The following is a 17571-nucleotide window of genomic DNA, read 5'->3' as shown; positions in this document are numbered from 1 at the left end:
TGCCAGGATTTCTTTGAAAAAATAAATTAATCAATGAGTTGTGAAAAAACCCTCTCCTTTTAAGAAGAGGGTGAAAACGATTAACGCAGTTCCCCGTTCACATCCTGGTCAACCGCGAAACACGCCACCAGCTGGCCATTGCCATAGTCTTTCAGCTGCGGCTGGAGCTGGGTGCATGGCCCGAAGCGACGGCTGCAGCGGGCGTTAAAGGCGCAGCCCGGCGGCGGGTTCAGCGGGCTTGGCAGCTCGCCGGTCAGCTTGATGCGTTCGCGACGTTCGTCCGGGTTCAGGCGCGGCGTGGCGGACAGCAGCGCCTGGGTGTACGGGTGGCGCGGGTTGGAGAAGATTTGCTCTTTGCTGCCCTTCTCCACGCAGCGGCCGAGGTACATCACCATCACTTCATCGGCGATGTGCTCTACCACCGACAGGTCGTGGGAGATGAACACGTAGGACAGCCCCAGATCCTGCTGCAGATCCATCATCAGGTTCAGTACCTGAGCACGCACCGACACGTCGAGTGCGGAGACCGGCTCATCGGCAATCACCACGTCCGGGTCTAGCATCAGGCCTCGGGCGATAGCGATACGCTGGCGCTGGCCGCCGGAGAACATGTGCGGATAGCGGTCGTAGTGCTCGGTTTTCAGACCCACTTTCGCCATCATCTCCAGCGCTTTTTCGCGGCGCTCGGCTTTGCTCAGACTGGTGTTGATTTGCAGCGGCTCTTCCAGGATCTGCCCCACTTTTTTACGCGGGTTCAGCGAGCCATAGGGGTTCTGGAAGACGATCTGGATTTTCTGCCGGCGCAGCTTTTCCGCCGAGGCGTCCGGAATCAGCAGATCCTGGCCCTGGTAGTAAAGCTCCCCGCCGGTCGGCACTTCGATCATGGTCAGCAGGCGGCCGAGGGTGGATTTCCCGCAGCCGGATTCACCGACGACCGCCAGCGTTTTGCCGCGTTCGAGGGTAAAACTCACGCCGTCCAGCGCTTTTACCAGGCGTTCAGGAGCGAAAAAGCCCTTCTTCACCGGGTAATGTTTTTTCAGGTCGATGGCCTGCAACAGCGGTTGCGCGGCGGCCTGTTGGGTACTCATAGGGTTGGCCTCCCGGCATCATCGAGTGGGTAGTGGCATTTGGACTGACGCCCGTCTGCCAGCAGGGTTAACGCTGGCTCTTCGCTGCGGCATTTGTCGGTCGCATACGGGCAGCGCGGGTTCAGCAGGCAGCCGTTCGGGCGGTCATATTTGCCAGGCACTACGCCCGGCAGCGAGGCCAGACGCGCTTTATCCTGAGCAAATTCCGGCAGCGCACGGAGCAGAGCCTGGGTGTACGGGTGGCGCGGCGCGCGGAAGATATCGTGGGACGAACCCGCTTCCACAACCTGCCCTGCGTACATCACGATGATTTTATGGGCGGCTTCGGCAACCAGCGCGAGGTCATGGGTGATCAGGATCAGCGCCATGTTCTCTTTTTGCTGCAGCTCCAGCAGCAGCTCAATGATCTGCGCCTGAATGGTCACGTCGAGCGCGGTGGTTGGCTCATCGGCGATCAGCAGCTTAGGACGACAGGCGATCGCCATGGCGATCATCACGCGCTGGCTCATCCCGCCGGAAAGCTGGTGCGGGTAAACGTCGAGACGTGAGGCCGGGTCAGGAATACCCACCTGGGTCAGCAGGTCGATTGCGCGCTGGCGGCGGGTTTTCTTGTTACCCCCCTGGTGCACCTTAATGGCTTCCATAATCTGGAAACCGACGGTGTAGCAGGGGTTCAGGCTGGTCATCGGGTCCTGGAAGATCATCGCCACTTCGGCGCCCACCAGGTTGCGGCGCTCTTTCTCAGAAATGCGCTTCAGATCCCGGCCGTTGAATTCCAGTTTTTCCGGCATCACCCGGCCTGGGAAGTCAATAAGCCCCATAATCGCCAGCGAGCTGACGGATTTACCGGAGCCGGATTCGCCCACGATGCCGACAACCTGCCCCTGATCCACGCTATAGCTGATGCGGTCCACGGCACGGAACGGTGCGTCTTCGTCGCCGAAATGCACCGATAATTTATCTACATTTAATAACGCCATCTCGAACCTCTTACTGCTTCAGTTTGGGATCGAGCGCGTCACGCAGACCGTCACCCATCAGGTTAAATGCCAGCACCGTTAGCAGAATCGCAACCCCTGGGAAGGTCACAACCCACCAGGCACTCTGCGCGAACTGCAACACGTCGGCGAGCATGGTGCCCCACTCCGGTGTCGGCGGCTGCGCACCCATGCCGAGGAAGCCAAGGGCGGCCATATCGAGAATGGCGTTCGAGAAGCCGAGCGACGCCTGAACGATCAGCGGCGCAAGGGTATTCGGGAAGATATTCACAAACATCTGGCGAACCGGGCCAGCGCCCGCCACTCGGGAGGCGGTCACGTAATCGCGGTTAACTTCCACCAGCACCGCAGCACGCGTTAAACGCACATAGTGCGGCAGCGCGACGAAGGTTAGCGCCAGCGCGGCGTTACCGATGGACGGGCCGAAGATAGCCACCAGCACCAGCGCCAGCAGCAGGCTTGGCAGTGCCAGCATGATATCGACCACGCGCATGATGATGTTGTCGACCACGCCGCCGAAGTAACCGGCGACCAGGCCCAGCACAATTCCCATCACCAGCGACAGGACGACCACCAGGCAGCCGACCAGCAGCGACAGGCGAGCGCCGTACATCAGGCGGGACAGCACATCGCGACCGACGTCGTCGGTGCCGAGGATGTAGCTCCAGCTCCCGCCTTCCTGCCACACCGGTGGGTGTAACAGTGCGTCGCGGAACTGCTCCGCTGGCGCGTGCGGCGCGAGGAAGTTAGCGAAGACGGCGATGAAGATCATGATGGCGACGTACACCAGGCCGATCACCGCCCCTTTATTGCGTTTGAAGTAGTGCCAGAACTCCTGGAAAGGCGTCATCGGCTTGGGTGCTGCCACCACTTTGTTTTCTGTTAGTTGCGTCATGATGGCCCCTTATTTCTTATGGCGTATACGCGGGTTCACCACGCCGTACAGCAGGTCTACCAGCAGGTTGACGAGGATAATCATCGTCGCCACCAGCAGCACGCCGCCCTGGACTACCGGGTAGTCACGACGCTGCAGGGCGTCGATGAGCCAGCGGCCAAGACCCGGCCAGGAGAAGATCGTTTCCGTCAGGATGGCGCCTGCCAGCAGAGTACCGACCTGCAGGCCGATAACCGTGACGACCGGCAGCATCGCGTTGCGCAGGGCATGAACCACGATCACGCGCATGCGGGTCAGACCCTTGGCGCGAGCGGTACGGATGTAGTCTTCGCCCAGCACTTCCAGCATGGAAGAGCGGGTCATACGCACGATAACCGCTAGCGGAATAGTGCCCAGCACGATGGCAGGCAAAATCATGTGGGCGACGGCGTCAATAAAATCACCCGGCTGGCCCCAGATAGCGGTATCTATCAGCGCAAACCCGGTGAGCGGCAGGGAGTCATCCAGGAACACGGTGTCGCTGATGCGCCCGGACACTGGCGTCAGGTTCCAGTGCACCGATACCAACATGATGAGCATCATGCCCCACCAGAAAATTGGCATGGAATAGCCGGTCAGCGCGAGGCCAACGGCGGTGTGGTCAAAGATTGAACCACGCTTCACGGCGGCCAGAACGCCCACCGGAATGCCGACGGCAACGGCGAAAATCATCGCGCAGATGCCGAGTTCCAGCGTCGCTTTAAAGCGCGGCACGAACTCGTCCCAAACCGGGAGGCGGCTCTTTAATGAAATGCCCAGATCGCCATGCATTACGCCCCAGATGTAATGGAGGTACTGCTGCCACATTGGCTTGTCGAGACCCATCTCGGCCAGCAGTTGGGCATGACGCTCAGGAGAAATACCGCGCTCTCCGGCCATAATCATCACCGGGTCTCCGGGGATCATATGCACGAAAGCGAAGGTGAGTAGGGTAATACCTATAAACGTGGGGATGACTAACCCCAGTCGTCGGAGGATGAACTGCAGCATATCCCGGATTCTCTGTAGTGACGGAAAGCCTGGTAACTGTTCCGTCTGTATTGCTCACAAATGTTTCCCCCTCTCCCTTTGAGGGAGAGGGTCGGGGTGAGGTTGGACAACGCCAATACCCCTCACCCTAACCCTCTCCCCATGGGGGAGAGGGAATAAAGCACGTTACTTTTATTATTCGACGGACACGTTTTCGAAGTGGTGTTTGCCCAGTGGATCAACCACGTAGCCTTTAACTTCTTTACGCACTGGCTCGAACACGGTGGAGTGAGCGATGATCAGCGCTGGCGCCTGATCGTGCATCACAACCTGAGCCTGTTTGTACAGTTCAACACGCTTGTTGTGGTCGTCGGTGGCGCGAGCCGGCTGAATCAGATCTTCAAACGGCTTGTAGCACCAGCGAGAGTAGTTGGAACCGTCTTTCGCCGCGGCGCAGCTGAACAGGGTGGCGAAGAAGTTATCCGGATCCCCATTGTCGCCGGTCCAGCCCATCATTACGGCCTGGTGTTCACCGGCTTTAGCACGCTTCAGGTACTCGCCCCACTCGTAGGTCACGATTTTGGCGGTCACGCCAACTTTCGCCCAGTCAGCCTGAATCATCTCAGCCATGCGGCGAGCGTTCGGGTTGTATGGACGCTGAACTGGCATCGCCCACAGGTCAACGGTGAAGCCTTTGTCCTGACCCGCTTCTTTCAGCAGCGCTTTCGCTTTTTCAGGATCGTAGGTGTAGTCCTTCACGTCATTGTTGTAGCCCCACATGGTTGGTGGGATCAGGTTTTTAGCCGCGGTGCCCGCGCCCTGATAAACGGCTTTAATGATCGCTTCTTTGTTCACCGCGTAGGTCAGCGCCTGACGCACTTTTACGTCGTCAAACGGCTTCTTCTCGGTGTTGAAGGAGAGATAGCCCACGTTCAGGCCAGCCTGTTCCATCAGATTGATGTTCTTGTCTTCTTTCATACGGGCAATGTCGGCCGGGTTCGGGAACGGCATCACCTGACATTCGTTTTTCTGCAGTTTGGCATAACGCACGGAAGCGTCAGGCGTGATGGAGAAGACCAGGCGATCGATCTGCGGCTTGGTACCCCAGTAGCCCGGGAAGGCTTTATACAGAATACGGGAGTCTTTCTGGTACTGCAGCAGCTGGAATGGACCGGTACCGATTGGGTTCAGGTCTGTTTTTTCCGGGGTGCCGGCTTTCATCATGTTGTCCGCATATTCTTTAGAAAGAATAGAGGCGAAGTCCATGGCCATATCCGCGAGGAACGGCGCTTCTGGACGCGCCAGCACGAACTGCACGGTGTTATCGTCGACTTTCTTGATCTCGGTGATCAGGTCAGGCAGGCCCATGCCTTCGAAGTATTCGTAGCTGCCGCCAGAGACTTTGTGATACGGGTTGTCTTTGTTTTTCTGACGGTCAAAGGAGAATACAACGTCGTCGGCGTTGAAATCGCGAGTCGGTTTGAAGTCTTTATTGTCCTGCCACTTCACGCCTTTACGCAGATGGAAGGTGTAGGTTTTACCGTCCGGGCTAACGTCCCATTTTTCAGCCAGGCCTGGGATTATTTCGGTGGTGCCGGTTTTAAATTCCACCAGACGGTTATAAATCGGTACGGAGCTGGCATCGTAAGTCGTGCCGGAGGTGAACAGCTGTGGGTTAAAGCCCTCTGGGGAACCTTCTGAACAGTAAACCAGGGTTTTGGCTTGTACGCTTGCTGCAACGGTCATGGCAACCAGGCTCAGACCAAATTTCAGCATCCCTGACTTCTTCAAGGAAATACTCATTATTCTGCTCCAATTATGTGTCGTGTTGTGTTTTGTAACCGTCTGACCATTGTTATTGGTGGGTGGTCGGTACGGTGTGCCCGGAGGCGGTGGTGAGGCTAGCAGTTCCTTTCGCGAGTCATGCATGGAGGTAGCACAGACGGTCCGTAAATAGCCCCTCTCGTCCTACAATCTGTCAACAGATTAAGGAAACGTCAATACAGGTCACGGGGATTTACAAGCAAGGTGGGATTCGGCGGGCAAAGATTAAAAAAACCTTCCGGGACGATTTCCAGCAGGGAAATTTATGCTACAGGGTTGTTACCAGAATATTGCACTGCTTAATTTGCAACCTATAGCGCGAACCGATTGTCCGGAATAGGTAAAATTTTGTGTTAAACGATGAATTGTTGCACGATTTATTTTGTGATCTGCATCGCTCACAGCGGAAAATGCTGTCTGCCATCATAAGCGGCGGCGCAAAAAACCATGCTTTTCCATAACCAAATACGATGAATTATATCCCGCATAAAAGCATAACCACGGCAGTAAGTGAGGGGCGGAGGCGGTTCAACCCTTCTTGGCTGGTAATCCCCCCTTATAATTAATAGGGAGTCTGGCGAGGTAAATTTAAAGTATTCATCCAAGTAATTAATTCGTTATATAAATACGTACGATAATTGGAAAATTCCTAAAAATAACAAATTGACATTAATTTAATATCTTAATAACCTGAAACAATTATTGGCTTCCTACAATTGTTAACGCTCTCATCAATACGCTGCTGTAAATGGAATGCCTGCAATTTTCACCTGTTGATTTATGGACCTCGCGCCAATAATGGCGTGAAAATTAAAGGGAATTTCTGTGCGCGTTCTAAAGTTCTTTGTTTATGGCGGTATTGTTTTACTCTCACTGCTTCATTCTGGATATTCCGCCCCACTGGCTGACGAGCAGCTTATTCGACAACAGGAAAGCCAGCGTGCTCGTGAGGCGCAACTCGCACCGCCGGTGCCGGACGTCAGGCTGTCACCGCAGGCTACGCCTTCTTTCAGCCTTGATTTTCCAAAGGAAACGCCTTGTTTTCCCATTCGGCAGGTTGAATTACAGCAGCGCGAAAAAATACCTCACTGGCTGCCGCTGCAAAAATTAGCCAATCGCGGGGTCGGGCATTGTCTGGGTGGTAAAGGCATTAATAAGTTAATGAGCGTATTACAAAATCGTCTTATTGATAGCGGCTACGTCACGACCCGTGTACTTGCCCCTCAGCAAAATCTTAATTCAGGTAAGTTAATTCTTACTATTTTGCCGGGCACTATCCGGCAGGTGAGATTTACCCCGCAAAGCGGGAATTATGTTTCGTTATTAAATAGTTTCCCGGCAAAACCAGGTGCGCTACTGGATTTACGCGATATCGAGCAAGGCCTGGAGAATTTCCAGCGCGTACCCACCGTTCAGGCCAATATGGAAATTATTCCCGGGGAACAGCCGGGCGAGAGCGATATATTACTGGACTGGAAACAGTCGCGTATGTGGCGGCTTGGCCTGTCGCTGGATGATTCCGGGAGCCGAAGTACAGGGCGCTATCAGGGCGGCGTAACGCTTTATGTTGATAACCCGTTAAGCCTCAGCGACACGCTTTACCTTAACGCCGGCAGTGCGCTGCAGCCTCACGGTGAAAAGGGGACGCATAACTACACCGGGCAATACGCGGTGCCTTTCGGTTACTGGATGACGAGCCTGACGGCCAGCAGCAACGACTACTACCAGACTATCGCCGGGCTGAACGGGGATTACCGCTACCGGGGAAAAAGCAATAACCTCGCCTTTCAGCTAAGCCGCGTCCTGCACCGCAGCGGCAGCCAGAAGACCAGTTTTACCTACGACATTATTACCCGTGAGTCGAAAAACTTTCTCGATGATACCCAGATAGACGCCCAGCGCCGTAAAACCGCTGCCTGGAAAGTGGGGTTACAGCATCGCCACTATATCTACGCCGCTACGCTGGATGCCGGTATCAGCTACCAGCGAGGCACCCGCTGGTTTGGTTCGATCCCTGCTACCGAAGAGTATTTTGGCGAGGCAACGGCGCTGAGCAAAATCCTGCTGATGAACGCCCAGCTTGAGTTGCCTTTCGCGCTGGCAGGGCAAAACTTCCGCTACAACGTGCAGTATATGCGGCAGAAGACCAACACGCCTTTAACACCGCAGGAGCAGTTTTCTATCGGCAGCCGCTGGACGGTGAGAGGCTTCGACGGCGAGCGTACCTTGAGCGCGGATAACGGCTGGACGGTTCGCAATGAATTTGGCTGGTTTACGCCGCTGCCGGGTCAGCAGCTCTATCTCGGCGTGGATTACGGGGAAGTGAGCGGTCACAGTAGCCCTTATCTTGTAGGCAATCACCTGGCGGGCGGTGCGCTCGGGCTACGCGGGCTGTTACTGAGTGCAAGCTACGATATTTTCGCCGGTATTCCACTGTCAAAGCCGCAGGGTTTTACCACCGACCTGGTGACGTTCGGTTTCAATCTGAACTGGCAATATTGAGGACTCAAGGATGAATAAGAATCTCTATCGCATCGTGTTTAACAAAGCGCGTGGCGTGCTGATGGTAGTGCCGGATATTGCCGCCTCGGGTCGAGCTGCGTCCTCTCCATCCGAGGGCGTGGGCCATACTCAGCACCGTTGCATGAGCCGCCTCGGGCGCATTAGCTTCAGTCTTTTACTGGCGATGGGCTGTGTCAGCACGCCGGCCTGGGCAGACATCGTGGCCGACGGCAGCGCGCCAGGCCAGCAGCAGCCGACCATCATAAACAGCGCGAACGGCACACCGCAGATCAACATCCAGACGCCGAGCGCGGCCGGGGTTTCCCAGAATAAGTACAGCCAGTTCGACATCGACCAGAAAGGGGCGATTTTAAACAACTCCCATCAGATGACCCAAACCCAGCTGGGCGGCATGGTGGCGGCTAACCCGTGGCTGGCGAAAGGCGAGGCGAAGGTCATTCTGAACGAAGTGAACTCGCGCGATCCAAGCCAGCTCAATGGGATGCTGGAAGTGGCGGGGCGGCAGGCGCAAATCGTCATTGCTAACCCGGCCGGGATCACCTGTAACGGCTGCGGTTTTATCAACGCCAACCGCACAACGTTGACCACCGGGCAGGTGCAGCTGTCGAACGGCCAGATAACCGGTTACGACGTGAGCCGGGGCACTATTACCGTGCAGGGGCGAGGGATGGACAGTTCGCGCCAGAACACGACCGAACTGATTGCCCGGGCGGTAAAAGTGAACGCCACTATTCAGGCGAGAGAGCTTGAGATAACCACCGGGCGGAATAACGTCCGCGCCAGCGATCGTTCTGCGACGGCGAAATCCGATGATGGCAGCGCGCGCCCACAGTTTGCGGTGGATGTGGCGCAGCTTGGCGGCATGTACGCCAATAAAATCCAGCTGAGAGGGACGGAATCCGGCGTCGGCGTACACAATGCCGGAACAATAGGAGCCTCGGCAGGCGACGTCGTGGTCAATGCCGATGGTTCAATCACCAACAGCGGCCTGATCCAGGCCAGCAACAACGTGCAGCTTGCCTCACGCAATGATATTTCAAGTCACGGCGTGCTTGCTGCAGGGATGAAAGCGGACGGTACCGCTAGCGCGGCGGGCGACCTGGCGATGCAAAGTGAGGGCAAACTCACCGTTAGCGGGCAGAATAGCGCGGTAAACAAGCTGACGGCAAAGGGCACAAGCATTGATTTTAGCGCCAGCCAGAACCGGGCGGGTTCTGTGGAGCTAGCGGCAGCGCAGGGCGATGTTCATACCCAAAAAGCGAATGTCGCGGCGCAGCAGATAACGGTCAGCACCAACGGGATGCTGAACAATGACGGCGGCAGCCTGAGCGCCGATAAACTTAACCTTACCGCCAGCCAGCTTTCCAATCGCCAGGGTTTGTTACAGCAAAGCGGAGATAGCGAACTGACGCTGGCTCATGCGGGCGGCATTGATAACCGCGGCGGAAACATTGTCGCAAACAGTAAAAAGCTGACGCTTAGCGGGGCGAAACTTGATAACCAGCAGGGAAGAATTCAGGCAGATGCGGTCGAGGTCAACACCGCGAAGCAAAGCCTGAACAACCAGCAGGGCGTAATCGCCGCCAGCAAAAGCGTGAAGCTGCAAAGCGGCGGGCTGAACAATGACGAGGGGCTGGTTCAGGCTGGGACTGATTTAGCGCTGGACCTGCAGGGCGGCGCGCTCAGCAACCGCAACAGCGGCAAGAAAGGCATTTTCAGCAATGGCGCGCTGACGGTAAACGGTGGTGCGTTAGACAACCAACATGGCGTTATCGCCAGCGCCGGGGGACTCCAGCTCAACGGCAGCCAGCTGAATAACGACGCGGGCTTGCTCCAGTCCGGCTCAACGCTGGACGTTAACGTGCAGGGCGGCAGCCTGACAAACCGCAGCGGCGGTAACTTGTCGGGCAAAGGGGCGCTAAGCCTCAAAGGCGGAGCGCTGGATAATAGCAGCGGCGTGATAGCCAGCACGCAGAGCCTCAGCCTGAACGGCAGCCAACTAAACAATGACACCGGCCTGCTCCAGGCGGGAGGGGATCTCTCTCTGGATTTAGCGGGCGGTACATTCACCAACCGCAACAGCGGGAAAAACGGCGGCGTTCTGAGCCAGGGCCAGCTTACCGTGCAGAGCGGCGCGCTGGATAACAGCGGCGGGTTTATTGCCTCCGGCAAAGACGCTAGCCTGACCACGCTGGCGCTGAATAACACCTCAGGCACGCTGGCAAGCGACGGCACGCTTTCGCTTATCAATGAGGGCATCAACAACCAGCAGGGCCTGATTCAGGCGGGCAAATCGCTTTCGCTGGATACTCGCGGCGGAGCGCTGGTAAACAGCCATGGCGAGCTGACCTCAGGCAAGCATCTGACCCTGCTGAGTGGCGTATTGCTGAACGACGCCGGGCGGATCGTTGCCTCGGAAGATGCGCGGCTGGACACCCTCGGTAACCCGTTCAACAACCAGGCCGGGACGATTGCTGTCGGAGGTGAAGCGAGCATTACCGCTCACGCGCTCAACAACACCGGCGGGCAGGTTCAGGTGGCGGGTAACCTGCAGCTCACGACGCAGAATGCGCTGGAAAACGGCAGCGGGCTTATCCGTAGCGGGAAAACTGCGACGCTTAACGCCGCCAGCATAGTCAACCGTACCACTCATTCAGACCAGCAAGGCATCGAAGGTCAGTCGGTAACGCTGAATACCGGCTCACTCAACAATATCGATGGCGCCGTTCGCAGCAGCGATACCCTGACGCTTAACTCGGGTGGCGTCCTGGACAATACGCGCGGCCTGCTTTCGTCCGGCAATCAGTTAACGGTGAACGGCGGCCAGAGCCTGGCGCTGACCAACAGCGCGGGCACGCTCATTGCCGGGAAGATGCTTACGCTGGATGCCGGGTCAGCGACCGGCGACGGCAAACTTCTCTCGCAGGATGCAATGGCGCTGAACCTGCAAAAAGCGCTGCTTAACGTCGGCCAGATTATTGCCAACGGCAACGTCAGCTTCACTTTTGCCGAGGGGCTAATTAATGAAGGCCTGGCGAAAGCCGGGGGCGTAATGACTATGAACGTTCCGGCATTGCTCAACCGTTCAAACGGGGAGATAAGCGCCGGGGAAACTCACCTGCTGGTAAGCGGGGCGCTGACAAACTGGGGGCTGCTGGACGGCGGCTTAACCCATATCAGCGCCGGCACGCTTAACAACTACGGCACCGGGCGTATTTATGGCGACCGCGTTGCCCTGCAGGCAGGAACGCTAAATAACGAAGCGAAAGACAGTGTGGCCCCCGTTATCGCTGCCCGTCAGCGCCTGGATTTGGGCGTTGGAACGCTAAATAACGTCGGCCACGCCATGATCTACAGCGCAGGTGATGTGGCTATCGGCGGCAGTCTCAACGATCAATGGCAGGCTCAGGGGCAGGCGCTGACGTTCAATAACCACAGCTCGACGCTGGAATCCGCCGGTAATATGACCCTCAATATTGGCGAGATTAATAACCTCAATGACAACCTGAAAACGCAGGTACTGGAGACGGAAAACTCTGCGCATCACGAAGCGGCGCTGAAAGGTTCTCCGACGCACTACGACTGGAGTAAGGTCGATACCAGTAAAAAGAATAAGTACGGCGTGCATACGGCTAAGATGCCGGACGGTTCACAGAGCGAAGAGTTTTATGAGTACAGCTACCAGCGGACGGTGAAAGAGACGCAGGTCGTGGAGACCGATCCGGGCAAAATTATCGCCGGCGGCAACCTGACCATCAACAGCAATCAGCTGAACAACCGGGACAGCACGGTTGTTGCCGGTGGGCTGCTGGGCGGCACGATAGTTCAACTGAATAACCTGGCAACCCTGGGCGAGCGTGTGATTACCGACGTGGGTAGCCAGACGCGCTGGTATGCCAAGAAGAAGAAAAAGAAACTGGGCGGCACCAAAACCAGCCAGGGGAAAGACACCAGCAGTTACAAACCGGCTGTGATTATCCAAAAAATCGACCTGAAGCAGATGGCCTGGCAGGGCAATGCCCTGATTAACGGCAGCGGCACGGCGATCTCAAGCCGTGATACCGGTGGTGTTACAACCCATATAATCGATCCGGGCAAGCTGGATGCGGCGCTGGCGCAGCGTCCTGTTACCGTCCCACCGGGGAAAATCGTCGAGATTGCCAGCGGCCCGGACAGTGCAATTCGCCTCACGCCGCCAGACCTCCGCCTGCCCGATAACAGTCTTTATCAGCTGCACCCGTCGAACGACGTCCCGTTCCTGATTGAGACCGACCCGCGTTTTACCAATCAGAAGCAGTGGCTCAGCAGCGACTATATGCAAAGCCAGTTCGCGCTGGACGGCGGGAACATCCTCAAGCGGCTGGGCGATGGCTTCTATGAGCAAAATCTGATCCGCCAGCAGATAACTGAACTGACCGGGAACCGCTTCCTGAAAGGGTTTGATAACGATGAGAATCAGTATCGGGCGCTGATGGATGCAGGCGTGGCGTTTGGTAAACAATACAACCTCACGCCGGGCGTGGCGCTGACGCCTCAGCAAATGGCGCTGCTGACCAGCGATATGGTCTGGCTGGTGAAACAGGACGTGACGCTGCCTGACGGGTCGGTACAAAGCGTACTGGTGCCGCAGGTCTATGCCCGCGTGCGGCCGGGAGACCTCGACGGCAGCGGGGCGTTGATGTCCGGCGGCAACATTGCGCTGAACGTGAAAAACGATCTCACTAACAGCGGACATATCAGCGGACGCGAAATTACGCAAATCACTGCCGAAAACATCACCAACAGCGGATATCTTGGTGGAAATCGCGTCAGTCTTCAGGCGCGGACCGATATCAATAACATAGGCGGAACGCTGCAGGCCAGCGATGGCCTGATTGCCGTGGCTGGCCGCGACATCAATAGCACCACCACCACGCGTGGAGATGGCACCAACAGCTGGATCGACCGCCCTGCCGGTATCTTCGTGCAGAACGATGGCGGCGAGCTGGGGCTGCAGGCGCTGAACAACATCAGCCTGACCGGCAGCCTGGTCAGCAACAGCGGCGCAAATAGCAAAACGCGGCTGCTGGCCGGCAATGACCTGAGCCTGAACACCGTGACCACCACCCACTCGGAATCCGGCGACTGGGGCGGCGGCAACGACCGGCATGTCGTTCAGACAACGGATGTCGGCAGCCAGATAAACGGTAACGGCACCGTGGCGTTGAGCGCCGGGCACGACGTGAACGCCCGCGCGGCAAGCGTTACTGCGGCAGATAAGCTTGCGGTGGCGGCAGGCAACGATATCAATATCACCAGCGGCGAGTCGTCGTATCAGGTCACCGAAAATAGCCGGCAAAGCTCCGGCGGCTGGCTGTCGAAAAAGACCATCACCACCCATGACGACGTGAAGGTAACGGACGCGCTGGGCAGTACGCTTGATGGCGACAGTATCACCCTGCAGGCCGGAAATAATCTGACCGTGAAGGGCAGCAGCGTGGCGGCAACCCATGACGTTAATCTGTCTGCCGGCAACGACCTGACCTTAACCACGGCTGAAAACACCCGCCAGGAAAATCATCAGTATCAGGAGAAAACCTCCGGCCTGTCCGGCACCGGCGGGATTGGGGTGAGCTATGGCAAGAGTGAGCTGAAAACTACCGACGACGGCAAATCACTGAGCAGCACCGGCAGCACGGTGGGCAGCACCGCCGGGAACGTGAACCTGAGCACCGGTAACGCGCTGACGGTGAAAGGCTCAGAGGTGCTGGCGAAGCAGGATCTGCTGCTGACCGGGAAGGACGTGAGCATTCTTGCGGCGGAAAATCAGAGTACGCAAACCCACATCACCGAGCAAAAAACCAGCGGCCTGACGCTGGCGCTGTCCGGCGTGGTGGGGAGCGCGGTGAATCAGGCGGTGAGCCAGGCAAACTCCGCCAGAAAAGAGAGCAACGGCCGCCTGGCCACGCTACAGGGCGTGCAGTCGGCGCTAAGTGGTGTGGAGGCTTACCAGGGGAATCAGCTGAATAACGCCGAAGGCGGCTCGCCGGGTAGCGTGGTGGGCGTGAATCTCTCCTGGGGCAGCCAGTCGTCGACATCGACCCAAACGCAGACGTCGAACCAGAGCCAGGGCAGCCAGCTTACCGCCGGGAATAACCTGACGATTAAGGCAAGCGAGGGCGACATTCGCGTACAGGGCAGCGAGCTACAGGCAGGCAAAGACATGCTGCTGAACGCGAAGCGTGACGTGTTGCTGGAGTCCGCGCTGAACAGCCAGAAGCTGGACGGCAAAAACGAAAGTCACGGCAGCGCCTACGGCGTGGGGATCAACTTCGGTAGCGGGGCGAACGGCATTTCGGTCAATGCCAGCGCCAATAAGGGCAAAGGCAACGAGAAAGGCACCGGTACCTCGCATACCGAAACGACGCTGAATGCCGGGAATAACCTCAATATCGTCAGCGGGCGCGACACGACGCTGAGCGGGGCGCAGGCGAGCGGTAACAGCGTGAAGATGGACGTGGGCCGCAACCTTCAGCTTACCAGCGAGCAGGACACGGACAATTACGACTCTAAGCAGACCAATATGAGCGCCGGAGGGAGCGCAAGTATGGGCGGTGGTTCGCTGTCGCTCAACGCCTCGCGGGATAAAATGCACAGTACGTACGCGTCGGTGCAGGAGCAGACGGGCATCTTTGCCGGTAAAGGCGGGTTTGATATTACGGTGGGCGAGCATACGCAGCTGAACGGGGCGGTCATCGGCTCGACGGCGGATGCCGGAAAAAATAAACTGGATACGGGGACGCTGGGCTTTAAGGATATTGAGAACAGCGCGGAGTACAAGGTAGAGCACCAGAGCGTGGGCATCAGCTCGGGCGGTAGCGTGGGCAGCCAGTTCCTGGGGAACGTGGCGAGTGGGCTACTGGTGGGGGCGAACGGCTCCGGCAGTGCCAGCTCCACGACGAAGTCGGCGGTGAGCGAAGGCACCATCGTTATCCGCGATAAAGAGAAACAGCAGCAGGATGTGGCTAACCTGAGTCGTGACGCGGATCACGCCAACCAGACGCTAAGCCCGATCTTCGACAAAGAGAAAGAGCAGAACCGGCTGCGTGAGGCGCAGCTTATCGGCGAGGTTGGGGTGCAGGCGGGGAATATTGCGGCGACGCAGGGCAAAATTGAAGCCACCCGGGTGGCGAACGAGAAGATGAAGAGCGTCACCCCGGAGCAGCTTCAGGCGGCGAAAGAGGCGTTGATTAAAGCTAGCCCGGATAAAACGCCGACTGACGCAGAGGTTGCCAGCCATGCTTATCAGTCGTTCTATGACAGGGCGTTTGCCGACTCTGATTTTGGTACGGGCGGGAAAGTGCAGCGTGCCATTCAGGCGGCCACGGCAGCGGTACAGGGTCTGGCAGGTGGCGACCTGGCCAAAGCGGTGGCGGGCGGTTCGGCCCCGTATATAGCGAATATCATCGGCAGCAGCGGGCTGGACGCGGGCGGGAAGGTACTTGCTCACGCGGCAGTGAATGCGGCGCTGGCGGCGGCACAGGGGAATAATGCACTGGTCGGCGCGTCGGGAGCGGCCACGGCAGAGCTGGTCGGGATGGTGGCGACGAATGCCTACGGTAAGCCGGTCAGCGAACTGAGTGAAACGGAGAAGCAGACGGTAAGCGCGCTGGCAACGCTGGCGGCAGGGCTGGCGGGTGGATTAACCGGTAACAGTACAGCAGATGCGGTCGCAGGGGCACAGACCGGGAAAACGACGGTTGAGAATAACTGGCTGAGTGAGAAAGAGGCTCGTCAGCTTGATAAAGAAATGCAGGAATGCAAAAAATCTGGTGGTGACTGTAAAAAGGTGGTCGAAAAATATATCGATATCAGCAATAAAAATAGTAAAGAACTGATTGATGCCTGTACCGGTGGCGGTGTGGCTTGTGTGAGTTGGGAGGAGCTGATTCAGGCAAACACTAACGTTGCTCTGGATGCGAATAAGCATCAGGTAAGGTTAAGCGAGAAGCTGAACGATCCGGATGCAGCGGCAATAGTAAAATATCTTAACGGCTCGGATCTGAAATTCCTGAACGATAATATCACAACCAGTGATAGAGTTATGGATGTGATTATGACACCAACGTCCTGGCCGGTAGCGGTAATGGGGGGCAAAGCGATTATTACTAATGCGGTGAATAACTCCAAAGAGTTGCTTGTTGCTGTGGGTATTACGGGGGCAGCCAGTGCAGGTATTCAATATGGAACAACAGGTGAAGTAAAACTGTCTGACGTAATTGGTTCAGTAATTTTTGGCGGTATTACAGTCGGTAAGGGATATAATCCTACGGTGACATGGAACGCAGCCAGTGGTTATTACCAGGCTGAAATTAGTGGTGATGATCCCTTTATAGGCGCTCTGATGAGTAAGGCTGGTGCATCCGTTGGCTATGTCGCTGGTAACATTATTAAGGTACCGTTTGATAAAAAACTGAATCCAATATCAAAACAGTATGAATGGGTCCCAACAGGAGTATGGACAATTACTAAACCAGTCACTCAAAACCCATTGCCTTCTATAGTGGGTAACGCAGGGGACTCTGCGGCTTCGGGGTTGTTTACCGAGGGTATGAATGAAGCGCTGAAAAATAAAAAGGGAAAATAGTGATGAATATTAAATATAGGTCTGTTATTGCTTTATTTTACCTATGCTCAAGTCTTTTTATTGCTTTGTTCATTATGGCTGTGTTGTTCAGTCTCCTTGGTTACTGGGTTGGGGGAGGGGAGAACATACTGTCATTTTTTATCGCTAAGCTGTTTACTTATTTTAAAGTCGCTCTTGTCGGAATATTGATAGGTTTGCCAGTATGGTTTTTCTATTATCGTGATATGTAGTTGAGAATAACTCGCTGGGTCTGGTTGTACAGGGCGGAAAACTGGCAATTCAGGGGTGTGCTAAAGTCGCCGCCTGTCGTAATGCTCTGGCAGAGAAAGGTCTGGGGGCTTTACTCGGAATTGGTGCAGCGAAAACAGCGCTGGATAATCTGTCGTCAACAGAACAACAGTATGTATTTTCTGTGGCAATGAATGGCGGACGTGCGGACCAGGTGGAAAACTAACACCGGAACAGCGTGCAGCCTATGATTATATTGTTGAGCAAGAATTTATTGCTGTGGGTGTTACAGGTGCAGCTAGTGCAGGTATTCAATATGGAACAACAGGTGAAGTAAAACTGTCTGACGTAATTGCTTCAGTAATTTTTGGCGGTATTACA

The 17571-nt window shown here is 56.3% G+C and carries 7 protein-coding genes; 2 read left to right on the top strand and 5 right to left on the bottom strand.

Annotated features, from left to right (window positions below; genetic code table 11):
• Positions 1 to 80: 80 nt before the first annotated feature.
• The 5 genes from dppF to dppA all read right to left on the bottom strand — a co-directional run bounded on the left by dppF (position 81) and on the right by dppA (position 5792).
• Positions 81 to 1088, bottom strand: coding sequence for a dipeptide ABC transporter ATP-binding subunit DppF (gene dppF, locus A936_RS10715; RefSeq protein ID WP_008457615.1), 1008 nt, complete (start codon positions 1086 to 1088; stop codon positions 81 to 83).
• On the bottom strand, positions 1085 to 2068 hold the full coding sequence (gene dppD, locus A936_RS10710; RefSeq protein WP_008457613.1) for a dipeptide ABC transporter ATP-binding protein: 984 nt from the start codon (positions 2066 to 2068) through the stop codon (positions 1085 to 1087). The genes dppF and dppD overlap by 4 nt, the downstream gene beginning before the upstream one ends.
• Before the next feature lie 10 nt (positions 2069 to 2078).
• Positions 2079 to 2981, bottom strand: a complete 903-nt coding sequence (gene dppC / locus A936_RS10705) for a dipeptide ABC transporter permease DppC (RefSeq protein WP_008457611.1) — start codon at positions 2979 to 2981, stop codon at positions 2079 to 2081.
• Between the two features lie 9 nt (positions 2982 to 2990).
• On the bottom strand, positions 2991 to 4010 hold the full coding sequence (gene dppB, locus A936_RS10700) for a dipeptide ABC transporter permease DppB (RefSeq protein WP_008457609.1): 1020 nt from the start codon (positions 4008 to 4010) through the stop codon (positions 2991 to 2993).
• 174 nt (positions 4011 to 4184) lie between these two features.
• Positions 4185 to 5792, bottom strand: coding sequence for a dipeptide ABC transporter periplasmic-binding protein DppA (dppA, locus tag A936_RS10695; protein WP_008457607.1), 1608 nt, complete (start codon positions 5790 to 5792; stop codon positions 4185 to 4187).
• Positions 5793 to 6638: 846 nt separating this feature from the next.
• Here dppA and A936_RS10690 point away from each other — a divergent pair.
• Both A936_RS10690 and A936_RS10685 read left to right on the top strand, forming a co-directional pair.
• Entirely contained in the window at positions 6639 to 8315 is a 1677-nt protein-coding gene (locus tag A936_RS10690; RefSeq protein WP_008457606.1) for a ShlB/FhaC/HecB family hemolysin secretion/activation protein, read from the top strand.
• Between the two features lie 10 nt (positions 8316 to 8325).
• Entirely contained in the window at positions 8326 to 16962 is an 8637-nt protein-coding gene (locus A936_RS10685; RefSeq protein ID WP_008457604.1) for a hemagglutinin repeat-containing protein, read from the top strand.
• The last annotated feature ends 609 nt before the right edge of the window (positions 16963 to 17571 follow it).

Origin of the sequence: Enterobacter sp. Ag1 (genome assembly GCA_000277545.1) — a bacterium.
Taxonomy (GTDB): Bacteria; Pseudomonadota; Gammaproteobacteria; order Enterobacterales; family Enterobacteriaceae; genus Cedecea.
This window is presented reverse-complemented; position numbering and strand designations above follow the sequence as displayed.